This is a genomic window from Bradyrhizobium amphicarpaeae (assembly GCF_002266435.3).
Lineage (GTDB): Bacteria > Pseudomonadota > Alphaproteobacteria > Rhizobiales > Xanthobacteraceae > Bradyrhizobium > Bradyrhizobium amphicarpaeae.
Genome location: NZ_CP029426.2, coordinates 4,852,495 through 4,866,429, shown reverse-complemented (window position 1 = coordinate 4,866,429; position 13,935 = coordinate 4,852,495). Strand labels below are relative to the sequence as shown.

The following is a 13,935-nucleotide window of genomic DNA, read 5'->3' as shown; positions in this document are numbered from 1 at the left end:
ATGCAGCATCCGGTTTCCGCGCCGCTTTGCATGACAACAGCGAACTATGCCGATCGCATCGGCTTCGCGCAGCTGACGCGCCAGGCCTTTGAAGGTGTCGACCTGCATCCATTGCGCGACCAGCTGCTGACGCGGATCGCGGCGGGGACGGCGCTCGCGGGCGAAGGGCTGGATCTGTCGTTGATCACCCAGCTGCTCGGCGACAAGGAACAGGGGCTTGCGATCCAGTCGGAGGTGCTGGCCTTCCACCAATTGTTTCGCACGCCGAGCGCGGCTCCGAAGCCGGGCCTGCGCGTGCTCGCGCTTGCAGCCGACATCGACATGGGCGGCAACACGCCGATCGAGTTTCTGCTCGAAGGCTCTGACATCGAGCTGTTGACGCTCTACGTGGTCGAGGGCGTCGGTCTGCCAAAGGATTTGCCCGAGCACGACGTTGCCATCGTGGTCGCATCCGATTCCGAGGAATGCCGCGAGGCGCTCGCTTCGATCGGGAGGGTCGCGCCGCATTGGCCGCGGCCACTGCTCAATCGTCCCGATCGCATCGGCAACCTCGATCGCGACAAGCTGCACCGCCTGCTGGCCGGCGTGCCGGGTCTCGACATTCCCGCGACGATTCACGCAACGCGCGCGCAATTGTCCGATCTTTCGCGAGGGCAGATCGCCTGCCGTGACATCGCGGCTGAATTGCGCTTTCCGATGATCGCGCGGCCGCGCGGCTCGCATGCCGGCGTCGGGCTCGCCAAGCTCGACGATGCCGCGGCGATCGCGGCCTATCTTGCCGAGCGTGATGAGCAGGATTTCTTCGTCGCGCGTTTCGTCGACTACGTGAGCCCCGACGGGCTCTACCGCAAATATCGTCTCGCGATGGTCGACGGCAAACCCTACGCCTGCCACATGGCGATCGCCGACCGCTGGGACATCTGGTATCTCAACGCCTACATGGCGTTCAGCGAGGAGAAGCGTGCGGAAGAGGCGATCTTCATGCGCGACTTCGAGCACGCCTTCGCTGCGCGCCACGGAAGCGCGCTCGATGAGATGAGCCGGCGCGTCGGCCTCGATTATTTCATCGTCGATTGCGCCGAGAACCAGAGCAACGAGCTGCTGGTGTTCGAAGCCGACAACACCGCCGTCGTGCACAACATGGATTCGCCCGACGTGTTTCCGTACAAGCCGCCGCAGATGCGCAAGATCTTCGCGGCGTTCTCGGCGATGCTGTCGCGGCACGCAGGCGCAGGCGCGGGGAGTGCAACATGAACGAGATCATCCGCAACGCGCACAGCTCCGTCGCGCGCACCTCGCTCGATCCGCAGGACTGGAGCGACTTTCGCGCGCTCGCCCATCGCATGCTCGACGATGCGATCGACGGCATCGCCAACGTTCGGGCGCGCCCGGTCTGGCAACCGATTCCCGATGCGACCCGCGCGGCCTTCAAGGCGGACGTGCCACACGAGGCGAGCGAGCTCGCCGAGGTCTATCGCGAATTCGTCGAGCATGTCGCGCCCTATGCGACCGGCAACGTCCATCCGGGCTTCATGGGCTGGGTGCATGGCGGCGGCACCGCGGTCGGCATGATCGCGGAGATGCTCGCGGCCGGCCTCAACGCCAATCTCGGCGGACGCGACCACATGCCGATCGAGGTCGAGCGCCAGATCGTCGACTGGATGCGCCGGCTGTTCGCGTTTCCGGACAGCGCGAGCGGCATCTTCGTCACGGGCACGTCGATGGCCAATCTGATGGCGGTGCTGGTGGCGCGTAGTGCTGCGCTCGGGACGCTGGCGCGGCAGCACGGCATCGGCAATGACGGCGCGGTGCTGACGGCCTATACGTCGCAGGCCGCGCATGGCTGCGTGTCCAGGGCGATGGACATTGCCGGGCTCGGCACCGATGCGCTGCGCAAGATCGGCGTCGATGCCGGTCATCGCATCGACCTTGCCGCGTTGCGTGCACAGCTCACCGTCGATCGCGAGATCGGTTTCAAGCCGTTCCTGGTCGTTGCGTCTGCCGGTACGGTGGACATTGGTGCGATCGACGACCTCGAGGCGATCGCGGAGCTGTGTCGCGAGGAGGGCATCTGGTTTCACGTCGACGGCGCTTTCGGCGCGCTCGCGATCTTCTCGCCTGAGCTCGCGCCGCTGCTCCGCGGCATCGAGCGCGCGGATTCCATTGCGCTCGACTTCCACAAATGGGGACAGGTGCCTTACGACGCCGGCTTCCTGCTGGTGCGCGACGGCGAGCAGCATCGGCAGGCCTTTGCGCAACCCGCGGCCTATCTGCGCCGCGAGGCGAGGGGGCTTGCGGCGGGCGCGGTCTGGCCCTGCGATCTCGGCCCCGATCTGTCGCGCGGCTTCCGTGCGCTGAAGACGTGGTTTACGCTGAAGACATTCGGCACCGACCGGCTCGGTGCGACGATCACGCGAAGCTGCGCGCTGGCGAAATATCTGGAGGCCCGCGTTCTGGCCGAACCGCGGCTGGAATTGCTGGCGCCGGTCAATCTCAACATCGTCTGCTTCCGCTACCGGGCCGATGATGCGGTCAATCGCGAGATCGTCGCCGACATCCAGGAGTCCGGAATAGCGGCGCCCGCGAGCACGACGCTGGGCGGCAGGTTTGCGATCCGCGCCGCGATCGTCAATCACCGTACCGAGGAGGCGGACATCAATGCGCTGGTCGGAGCGGTGCTGGAGTTCGGCGGCCGGCGGTGCGGCGACGGAATGATCGAGGTCGAGGCACCGCCGCTCGCAGCGCAATAGCCCTGGTGCATGGCTGAAACGACAACGGCCCCGGAGCGATCCGGGGCCGTTGTCGTTTCGCAGGGGGCTGCCCGCGCGAACGCGCGTGTCAGGCGGCGGAGCTGACGTCGGCGTTGGGCGCTTCCGCCAGGGGGTGGGTGGCCTCGAATTGGCTTCGCAGCTTCTCTTCATAGGCGATCAGCTTGCGGGCGTCCTTCAGCGCCCGGTAGAGGTCGCCGTTCAGGATGTTGTTGTTGATGCCTTCGATGATCGGCCAGGCACTCGGCACCGCGGTGACGATGTCGCGCACCAGGTTGAAATAGGTGCCGTGCTGGCTCTGCGGATCCGGCGAGATGTACATGAGCTGGACCGCCAGATAGACGAGCTTCGCAGGCGAATCCGCGGTCTCCGGCGTGAGGATGTCGCGCTCGCGCAGGATCGGCACGTTGTCGCCGTCGATCAGGAGGCGGGCGCGCTGGTCCGTGTTGGTAATCACGCAGTTACCGACGATGATGCGTTCGTGCGGTCTGAGCTCGACCTTGAGGGCCATTGCCTGTTCTCCATCAACGCTTTCGTAACCGAGCGTTCGTTGCGGCCTGTGAAGACGTGATTCTCGCTCGCAACTAGTTAACGAGCTGTAAATTCCCGCGATTTTCGTCAGAAAGCGCAACGTTTTCAAAGGTGGGGCCCGTGCGGCGACGCAGCGATGGGCGGGGCTTCGCGGGCCGAATCACCCCTGACGGGGCGAAAGCGCGGGTTTCATTTCATGTTTCGTTAGAGGTCTCGGCGGCACCGTCCGCCGTCGCTGGGTCAATCGCGATCCAAGCAGACGTGTAACAGTAGCGTCGTTTACCAGAAAGGTAACAGAGTCATGTCCGGTATCGTCCTCTCCTCGTCGGTTCGTCAGAACCTGCTTTCCCTCCAGTCCACCGCTGATCTTCTCGCCACCACGCAGAACCGTCTGTCGACCGGCAAGAGCGTCAACTCGGCCCTGGACAATCCCACCAACTTCTTCACCGCCCAGTCGCTCGACAACCGCGCCAGCGACATCAACAACCTGCTCGATGGCATCGCCAACGGCGTGCAGGTGCTGCAGGCCGCCAACACCGGCATCACCTCGCTGCAGAAGCTGATCGACAGCGCCAAGTCGATCGCCAACCAGGCGCTGCAGACCACGGTCGGTTACTCCACCAAGTCGAACGTCTCCGCCACCATCTCGGGTGCGACGGCGGCCGACCTGCGCGGCACGACCTCCTATGCCAGCGCCACCGCCAGCAGCAACGTGCTGTTCAGCGGCGCGGCCGGCGGCACCACTGCGGCAAGCGGCACCACGACGCTCGGCGCCACCATCGGCTCCTTCACCGGCACGACCGCGACGACCGGCGCCGGCGGCACCACGGCCCTGACCGGCACCATCACCCTGATCGCCACCAACGGCACCACCGCGACCGGCCTTGCCGGCGTGGCCCAGCCCGCTGACGGCGACACGCTGACTGTCAACGGCAAGACCATCACCTTCCGCAGCGGCTCGGCTCCGGCGACGACTGCCGTTCCGACCGGCTCGGGCGTCAGCGGCAACATCGTCACCGACGGCAGCGGCAACAGCACCGTTTATCTCGGCACCGCCGGCACGCCGGCTGCGACCGTGAACGATCTGTTGAGCGCGATCGATCTCGCCAGCGGCGTCAAGACGGTGTCCATCACTGCGGGTGCCGCGACACTCGCGACGAGCAACGGCCAGACCGCCTCCAGCGTCGCTGCGAGCGCCGTCACGCTGAAGAGCTCAACGGGTGCGGATCTCAGCGTCACCGGTAAGGCCGATCTGCTCAATGCCCTCGGTCTGACGTCGGCCGTCGGCGGCGGCAACGCCACCGTGAGTGCTACCCGGACCTCGAGCTCGGCTTCGCTGGGTGCGACGATTGCGGACGGTTCGACGCTGAACGTCGACGGTCACGTCATCACCTTCAAGAACGCGCCGATCCCGGGTTCGACCGGTGCTCCGAGCGTTCCGAGCGGGTTCGGCACGAGCGGCAACGTCCTCACCGACGGCGCCGGCAACTCGACGGTCTATCTGCAGGGTGGCACGGTCAACGACGTGCTGAAGGCGATCGACCTCGCCACCGGCGTGCAGACCGCGACGGTCAACGCCAACGGCACCGCGACGCTCGCGACCGCCACCGGCCAGACCAACTCGTCGATCAACGCTTCCGGCCAGCTCAAGATCTCGACCGGCGTCAATGCCGATCTGTCGATCACCGGCACCGGCAACGCGCTGAACGTGCTCGGCCTCGCCGGCAACACCGGGACTGCGACCGCGTTCTCGGCGGCCCGCACCTCCGGCATCGGCGGCATCTCCGGCAAGACTTTGACCTTCTCCTCCTTCAACGGCGGCACGGCGGTCAACGTCACCTTCGGCGACGGCACCAACGGCACGGTCAAGACGCTCGATCAGCTCAACACCAAGCTTCAGGCCAACAACCTGACGGCGACGATCGACGCCAACGGCCTGCTGACGGTCTCCACCACCAACGACTACGCGTCCTCGACCATCGGATCGAGCGCTGCAGGTGGTTCGATCGGCGGCACGCTGACCTCGTCGCTGACCTTCTCGACGGCTTCCACCCCCGTCCAGGACACTGTTGCCCAGACTTCGCGTGCGAACCTGGTCAGCCAGTACAACAACATCCTGAACCAGATCGACACGACCTCGCAGGACTCCTCGTTCAACGGCGTCAACCTGCTGAACGGTGACCAGCTCAAGCTGGTGTTCGACGAGACCGGCAAGTCGAACCTCAGCATCACCGGCGTGACCTACAACTCCAAGGGTCTGGGTCTCGCCGCGTTGACCAGCGGCGTCGACTTCATCGACAACTCCGCGACCAACAAGGTGCTGTCGAACCTGAACGCGGCTTCGAGCACGCTGCGTTCGGAAGCTTCGAGCCTCGGCTCGAACCTCTCGGTGGTGCAGGTTCGTCAGGACTTCAACAAGAGCCTGATCAACGTGCTGCAGACCGGTTCGTCCAACCTGACGCTGGCCGACACCAACACGGAAGCGGCCAACAGCCAGGCGCTGTCGACCCGTCAGTCGATCGCGGTCTCCGCGCTGTCGCTGGCCAACCAGTCGCAGCAGAGCGTGCTGCAGCTGCTCCGCTAACAAGCGGCAGACATCGCAAGCAAGATCCGGCGGCGGGGCTTCGGCCCCGCCGCTTTCTTTTTGGCGCCGGCATCAGAATGCCGCCAGAGAGATGAGAAGGATGCATCCGGATGCAGCCAATTGCTCACTCTGAGTTATGGTTGACAAGTCGCAAACGCCGCATCGTTGCACCAAAAAGCGTCATTCTATCATGACGATATGAGATGGCGCGATCCGGCTTCGAACACGCACATGGTGAATCCGCGCAAGGACTGGTGCGACACACTTCATGCTTTGTTAGCCGTCTGCGTTCACCGTCCCGGCATCGATTAATCCTAATCGAAGTTTGTTGCGTTGCGTACCAGAAGGGTAACACTCAATGTCCGGTATCGTTCTCTCTTCATCGGTTCGTCAGAACCTGCTTTCCCTCCAGTCCACTGCTGATCTTCTCGCCACCACCCAAAGCCGTCTTTCGACCGGCAAGAGCGTCAATTCTGCTCTCGACAATCCCACCAACTTCTTCACCGCCCAGTCGCTCGACAACCGCGCCAGCGACATCAACAACCTGCTCGACGGCATCGCCAACGGCGTGCAGGTGCTGCAGGCTGCCAACACCGGCATCACCTCGCTGCAGAAGCTGATCGACAGCGCCAAGTCGATCGCCAACCAGGCGCTGCAGACCACTGTCGGTTACTCCACCAAGTCGAACGTCTCCACCACGATCTCCGGTGCGACGGCGGCCGACCTGCGCGGCACGACCTCCTATGCCAGCGCGACTGCCAGCAGCAACGTGCTGTATAGCGGCGCGGCCGGCGGCACCACCGCGGCAAGCGGCACCACGACGCTCGGCGCGACCATCGGCTCCTTCACCGGCACCACCGCGACGACCGGCGCCGGCGGCACCACGGCCCTGACCGGCACCATCACCCTGATCGCCACCAACGGCACCACCGCGACCGGCCTTGCCGGCGTGGCCCAGCCCGCTGACGGCGACACGCTGACTGTGAACGGCAAGACCATCACCTTCCGCAGCGGCTCGGCTCCGGCGACGACCGCCGTTCCGACCGGCTCGGGCGTCAGCGGCAACCTCGTCACCGACGGCAGCGGCAATACCACCGTCTATCTCGGCACCGCCGGCACGCCGGCTGCGACCGTGAACGATCTGTTGAGCGCGATCGATCTCGCCAGCGGCGTCAAGACGGTGTCCATCACGTCGGGTGCCGCGACACTCGCGACGAGCAACGGCCAGACCGCCTCGAGCGTCGCTGCAAGCGCCGTCACGCTGAAGAGCTCGACGGGTGCGGATCTGAACGTCACCGGTAAGGCCGATCTGCTCAATGCCCTCGGTCTGACGTCGGCCGTCGGCGGCGGCAACGCCACCGTGAGTGCTACCCGGACCTCGAGCTCGGGTTCACTTGGCGCGACGATTGCGGACGGTTCGACGCTGAACGTCGACGGTCACGTCATCACCTTCAAGAACGCGCCGATCCCGGGTTCGACCGGTGCTCCGAGCGTTCCGAGCGGGTTCGGCACGAGCGGCAACGTCCTCACCGACGGCGCCGGCAACTCGACGGTCTATCTGCAGGGTGGCACGGTCAACGACGTGCTGAAGGCGATCGACCTTGCCAGCGGCGTACAGACCGCGACGGTCAACGCCAACGGCACCGCGACGCTTGCGACCGCCACCGGCCAGACCAACTCGTCGATCAACGCTTCCGGCCAGCTCAAGATCTCGACCGGCGTCAATGCCGATCTGTCGATCACCGGCACCGGCAACGCGCTGAACGTGCTCGGCCTCGCCGGCAACACCGGGACTGCGACCGCCTTCACCGCGGCGCGCACCTCCGGCGTCGGCGGCCTCACCGGCAAGACCTTGACCTTCTCCTCCTTCAACGGCGGAACGGCGGCCAACGTCACCTTCGGCGACGGCACCAACGGTACGGTCAAGACGCTCGATCAGCTCAACTCGAAGCTCCAGGCCAACAACCTGACGGCGACGATCGACGCCAACGGCCTGCTGACGGTCTCCACCACCAACGACTACGCATCCTCGACCATCGGATCGACGGCCGCGGGTGGTTCGATTGGCGGTACGCTGACTTCGGCGCTGACCTTCTCGACGGCTTCCACCCCCGTCGCGGACACCGTTGCCCAGACCTCGCGTGCGAACCTGGTCAACCAGTACAACAACATCCTCCAGCAGATCGACTCGACTGCCCAGGACTCCTCGTTCAACGGCGTCAACCTGCTGAATGGTGACCAGCTCAAGCTGGTGTTCGACGAAACTGCCAAGTCGAGCCTCAGCATCACCGGCGTGACCTACAACTCGAAGGGTCTGGGCCTCGCCGCGCTGACCAGCGGTGTCGACTTCATCGACAACGCTGCCACCAACAAGGTGCTGACCAACCTGAACTCGGCGTCGAGCACGCTGCGTTCGGAAGCTTCGGCTCTGGGCTCGAACCTCACGATCGTGCAGGTTCGTCAGGACTTCAACAAGAACCTGATCAACGTGCTGCAGACCGGCTCGTCCAACCTGACGCTGGCCGACACCAACGTCGAAGCGGCCAACAGCCAGGCGCTGTCGACCCGTCAGTCGATCGCGGTCTCCGCGCTGTCGCTGGCCAACCAGTCGCAGCAGAGCGTGCTGCAGCTGCTCCGCTAAGTCGCGGACCACATCGCAAGCAAGATCCGGCGGCGGGGCTTCGGCCCCGCCGCTTTCTTTTTGCTCAATGCTCGACAGTTCGAGAGGGCAGGCGTCGCTCCAAAAAGTAACCAGCGGTTATGGTTAATGGAGCGTAAGCGCCAGGAAATTCCAATGAATTCAGAGGGATTGCGAACCCTGTCGCGGCCCTCCGCGCGGTTATGGTGAACCGGCGCTTAAGGTTGCTCGCACGCGCTTCACCCTTTGTTAGCCATGTCACGGCACGCTTGGCCCGTCACTCGATCCAGAAGCGATCGAACGAAGACGCGTAAGCCAGAAGGGTAAGAGTCATGTCCGGTATTGTTCTCTCTGCGTCGGTTCGCCAGAACCTCCTCTCTCTCCAGTCCACCGCCGATCTTCTCGCCACCACACAGAACCGTCTGTCGACCGGCAGAAGCGTCAACTCGGCGCTCGACAATCCCACCAACTTCTTCACCGCACAGTCGCTCGACAACCGCGCCAGCGACATCAACAACCTGCTCGACGGCATCGCCAACGGCGTTCAGGTGCTGCAGGCCGCCAACACCGGCCTGACCTCGCTGCAGAAGCTGATCGACAGCGCGAAGTCGATCGCCAACCAGGCGCTGCAGACCACCGTCGGCTACTCCACCAAGTCGAACGTCTCCACCACCATCTCGGGTGCGACGGCGGCCGACCTGCGCGGCACGACGAGCTTTGCCAGCGCCACCGCGAGCAGCAATGTGCTGTATAACGGTACGGCCGGCGGCACCACTGCGGCGAACGGCACCACGACGCTCGGCGCGACCATCGGCTCCTTCACCGGCACCACGGCAACGACCGGCGCCGGTGGCACCACGGCGCTGACTGGCACCATCACCCTGATCGCCACCAACGGCACGAGCGCGAGCGGCCTCACCGGCGTCGCCCAGCCGGCCGACGGCGACACGCTGACCGTGAACGGCAAGACCATCACCTTCCGTGCCGGCACCGCGCCGGCGGCGAGCGCTGTCCCGGCCGGTTCGGGCGTCAGCGGCCATCTCGTCACCGATGGCAACGGCAATACCACCGTCTATCTCGGCAGCACCGGCACCCCTGCGACGCTTGCGACCGTCAGCGACCTCCTGAGCGCAATCGACCTCGCCAGCGGCGTGAACACGGTTGCAATCAGCGCCGGTGCCGCGACGATCACCAACAGCGTCGGCCAGACTCCTTCGAGCGTCGCTGCAAGCGCCGTCACGCTGAAGAGCTCGACGGGTGCGGATCTGAACGTCACCGGCAAGGCCGACCTGCTCAATGCGCTCGGCCTGACGACGGCGACAGGGGCGGGTAACGCCAATGTCGAGGTCAACCGGACCACGACCGCGGCCTCGCTCGGTGCGACGGTCACTGACGGTTCGACGCTGAACGTCGACGGTCACGTCATCACGTTCAAGAACGCGCCGGTGCCGGGTTCGACCGGTGCTCCCAGCGTTCCGAGCGGTTACGGTGCGAACGGCAACATCCTCACCGACGGCAACGGCAACTCGATCGTCTATCTGCAGGCCGGCACGGTCAACGACGTGCTGAAGGCGATCGACCTTGCCAGCGGCGTGCAGACGGCGACGATCAACGCCAACGGCACCGCGACGCTTGCGACCGCCACCGGTCAGTCGAACTCGACGATCAACACCTCCGGCCAGCTCAAGATCTCGACCGGCATCAACGCCGATCTGTCGATCACCGGCACCGGTAACGCGCTCAACGTGTTCGGCCTCGCCGGCAACACCGGAAACGCAACGGCGTTCTCCGCCGCCCGCACGTCCGGCATCGGCGGCCTTAGCGGCAAGACCTTGACCTTCTCCTCCTTCAACGGCGGCACGGCGGTCAATGTCACCTTCGGCGACGGCACCAACGGCACGGTCAAGACGCTCGATCAGCTCAACTCGAAGCTTCAGGCCAACAACCTGTCCGCGACGATCGACGCCAACGGCCTGCTGACCATCACCGCGTCCAACGACTATGCGTCCTCGACGCTCGGCTCGACGACTGCCGGCGGCGCGATCGGCGGCACGCTCACCTCGGCGCTGACGTTCTCGACGGCGTCCAACCCCGTCCAGGATGCGGTTGCCCAGACGGCGCGTGCCAACCTGGTGTCTCAGTACAACAACATCCTGAACCAGATCGACACGACCTCGCAGGACTCCTCGTTCAACGGCGTCAACTTGTTGAACGGCGACCAGCTCAAGCTGGTGTTCGACGAGACCGGCAAGTCGAGCCTGAACATCACCGGCGTGACCTACAACTCGAAGGGTCTCGGTCTTGCCGCGCTGACGGTCGGCGTCGACTTCATCGACAACGCCGCGGCCAACAGGGTTTTGACCAACCTGAATGCCGCGTCGAGCACGCTGCGCTCGGAGGCTTCGGCCCTGGGCTCCAACCTCTCGGTCGTGCAGATCCGTCAGGACTTCAACAAGAACCTGATCAACGTGCTGCAGACGGGCTCGTCCAACCTGACGCTGGCCGACACCAATGTGGAGGCGGCCAACAGCCAGGCGCTGTCGACCCGCCAGTCGATCGCGGTCTCCGCGCTGTCGCTGGCCAACACCTCGCAGCAGAGCGTGCTCCAGTTGCTCCGCTAATAAGCGACTGAAATCACTAAATAAAACCGGGCGGCGGGGCCATTTGCCCCGCCGTCCTTTTTTGCGTTCCGAGGGCGGGTGAGGCGTTCACCAGCCATTAACCGTGTCTCTTAAACCGGCGTTAACCATACTTTAAAGGACACCTCCTAAAACTGGACAAAAGCCCGCTTTCGAGACCGCGCGGCCGATTCGTATCCGGTTCAAGAGGAAGACTCGCCAATGTCCAACATCGTTCTCTCGGCGTCCGTTCGCCAGAACCTGTTGTCGCTGCAGTCGACGGCCGACTTGCTGGCCACGACGCAGGAGCGGCTGTCGACCGGCAAGAAGGTCAACACCGCGCTCGACAATCCCACCAACTTCTTCACGGCGCAGGGGCTGGACAACCGGGCGAGCGACATCAGCAACCTGCTCGATGGCATCAACAACGGTGTCCAGGTGCTCCAAGCCGCCAACACCGGCATCACCTCGCTGCAGAAGCTGATCGACAGCGCGAAGTCGATCGCCAACCAGGCGCTGCAGACCACGGTCGGCTACTCCACCAAGTCCAACGTCTCCACCACGATTCCCGGCGCGACCCCGGCAGATTTGCGCGGCACCACCTCCTATGCCAGCGCGACCGCCAAGAGCAACGTGCTCTATACCGGTGCTGCCGGCGGCACCACTCCGGTCACCGGGACTGCCGCGCTCGGCGCATCGCTCGGCTCGAGCGCCGGCACCTTTACAGGCACTGCGGTGACCGCGGCCGACGGCACCACCGCGCTCAGCGGTACCGCCACGCTGGTCGGCACCACCACGTCCACCACGTTCGGCACTGCGCCTGCGGACGGCGACACCATTACGGTGAACGGCAAGACCATCACCTTCCGCACCGGCGTCGCCCCGACGTCGCAGCCGACGGGCTGGGGCCTCAACGCCAGCGGACACATTGCCACCGACGGCAACGGCAATTCGATCGTCTATGAGGGAACCGCAGCAGCGCCCGGGGCGACCATCAACGACGTCCTCAGCGCGATCGACCTCGCCAGCGGGGTCAAGACCGCAACCATCAGCGCAGGCGCGGCGACCATCGCGACGAGCGGCGCGACGGTCGGCACGATCCAGACGCCATCCTCCATCACCGGCGGCGCGATCACGCTGAAGAGCTCGACCGGTGCCGATCTCAGCGTGACGGGCAAGGCGGACTTCCTCAAGGCTCTCGGCCTGACCTCGTCGACCGGCGCGGGCCTCGCCACCGTCGCAGCGGATCGCTCGACGACCGCCGGCTCGCTCGGCACCCTCGTTCAGGACGGCTCGACGCTGAACATCGACGGCCACACCATCACCTTCAAGAACGCGCAGACGCCGCAATCGACGACCAGCGTGGCCACTGGCTATGGCGTCAGCGGCAACGTCGTCACCGACGGCAACGGCAACTCGACCGTCTATATCCAGAGCGCGACACTGACCGACCTGCTCAATGCGGTCGACCTCGCCACCGGCGTCAAGACCGCGAGCATCTTCAACGGCGCGGCGACGCTGTCGACCACTGCGGGCCAGATCCCGTCGTCGGTCAACAGCAGCGGTCAGCTTGCGCTCTCCACCGGTATCAACTCCGATCTTTCGATCACCGGCACCGGCAACGCCCTCAGCTCGTTCGGACTCAGCGGTAACACGGGAACGGCGACCGCCTTCACCGCGGCGCGCACCTCGGGTGTTGGCGGCGTCAGCGGCAAGACTCTGACCTTCTCGTCCTTCAACGGCGGCACGCCGGTGAACGTCACCTTCGGCGACGGCACCAACGGCACCGTCAAGACGCTCGATCAGCTCAACGTGCAGCTGCAAGCCAATCATCTGACGGCGACGATCGATGCCAACGGCGTGCTGACCGTCACCACCGTCAACGAATACGCGTCTTCGACCCTCGGGTCGACTGCCGCGGGCGGCGCGGTCGGCGGTACGCTCACCGGCGTGCTCGCCTTCACCACCGCGCAGCCGCCGGTCCAGGATCCCGTCGCGCAAACGGCGCGTTCGAGCCTTGTCAGCCAGTTCAACAACATCCTGGCGCAGATCGACACGACCTCGCAGGACTCGTCCTTCAACGGCATCAACCTGCTGAACGGCGACACGCTGAAGCTGGTCTTCAACGAGAACGGCAGCTCCACGCTCGGCATCAACGGCGTCGTGTTCAACGCGGCCGGCCTCGGCCTCAGCAATCTCGTTCCCGGCACGGACTTCATCGACAACGGCGCCACCAACAAGGTGCTGGCCAGCCTGAATGCCGCCTCGAGCAGGCTGCGCTCGGAAGGATCATCGCTCGGTTCGAACCTCTCGATCGTGCAGGTGCGTCAGGATTTCTCCAAGAACCTGATCAACGTGCTGCAGACCGGCTCGTCCAATTTGACGCTGGCCGACACCAACGAGGAAGCGGCCAACAGCCAGGCGCTGTCGACCCGCCAGTCGATCGCGGTGTCCGCGCTGTCGCTGGCCAACCAGTCGCAACAGAGCGTGCTGCAGCTGCTCCGCTAATTTCGCGGCGCAAGATCGCCATACGATATATCGCGGCGGGGCTAAGGCTCCGCCGTTCTTTTGAGGGAGACCGCTAAGACAAGATTAGCTGAGATCGACACGTATCACGCGAGCGAGTTTACATCGTGCGTGCGTGGATCTAGCGTTGCGCCGACGGAAGAGCTCCGCGACCCGTAATTATCCGGAGTGCTTCCAAGCACACACGTAAGCAAATCTTAAGCGGTGCTGCCTAGGGTTGGAAAAGAAATCCTTAAGCGCTTCCAACGCGCTAGGTAACCTCCAGGGTGT

General features: G+C 64.8%; 7 protein-coding genes. 6 read left to right on the top strand and 1 reads right to left on the bottom strand.

The window, feature by feature from the left end; genetic code table 11:
- A complete protein-coding gene (locus CIT40_RS22965; RefSeq protein WP_094895792.1) occupies window positions 1-1,254 on the top strand; it encodes an ATP-grasp domain-containing protein in 1,254 nt (417 codons plus the stop codon).
- Entirely contained in the window at window positions 1,251-2,750 is a 1,500-nt protein-coding gene (locus CIT40_RS22960) for a pyridoxal phosphate-dependent decarboxylase family protein (protein ID WP_094895791.1), read from the top strand. Before CIT40_RS22965 ends, CIT40_RS22960 begins: the two co-directional genes overlap by 4 nt.
- Before the next feature lie 88 nt (window positions 2,751-2,838).
- On the opposite strand, the gene flbT is transcribed toward CIT40_RS22960, so the two are convergent.
- Window positions 2,839-3,279 carry a flagellar biosynthesis repressor FlbT gene (flbT, locus tag CIT40_RS22955; protein ID WP_094895790.1) on the bottom strand — a complete coding sequence of 147 codons (441 nt, stop codon included), beginning with the start codon at window positions 3,277-3,279 and terminating at the stop codon, window positions 2,839-2,841.
- A gap of 321 nt (window positions 3,280-3,600) precedes the next feature.
- Between flbT and CIT40_RS22950 the strand changes: the two genes are divergently transcribed.
- From CIT40_RS22950 to CIT40_RS22935, 4 genes are all read left to right on the top strand, one after another.
- Complete coding sequence (locus CIT40_RS22950) at window positions 3,601-5,883, top strand: DUF1522 domain-containing protein (RefSeq protein ID WP_094895789.1); 2,283 nt, start codon at window positions 3,601-3,603, stop codon at window positions 5,881-5,883.
- Between the two features lie 358 nt (window positions 5,884-6,241).
- On the top strand, window positions 6,242-8,524 hold the full coding sequence (locus tag CIT40_RS22945; protein WP_094895788.1) for a DUF1522 domain-containing protein: 2,283 nt from the start codon (window positions 6,242-6,244) through the stop codon (window positions 8,522-8,524).
- A gap of 329 nt (window positions 8,525-8,853) precedes the next feature.
- A complete protein-coding gene (locus CIT40_RS22940) occupies window positions 8,854-11,142 on the top strand; it encodes a DUF1522 domain-containing protein (RefSeq protein WP_094895787.1) in 2,289 nt (762 codons plus the stop codon).
- A gap of 219 nt (window positions 11,143-11,361) precedes the next feature.
- Complete coding sequence (locus tag CIT40_RS22935) at window positions 11,362-13,647, top strand: DUF1522 domain-containing protein (RefSeq protein WP_109862232.1); 2,286 nt, start codon at window positions 11,362-11,364, stop codon at window positions 13,645-13,647.
- The last annotated feature ends 288 nt before the right edge of the window (window positions 13,648-13,935 follow it).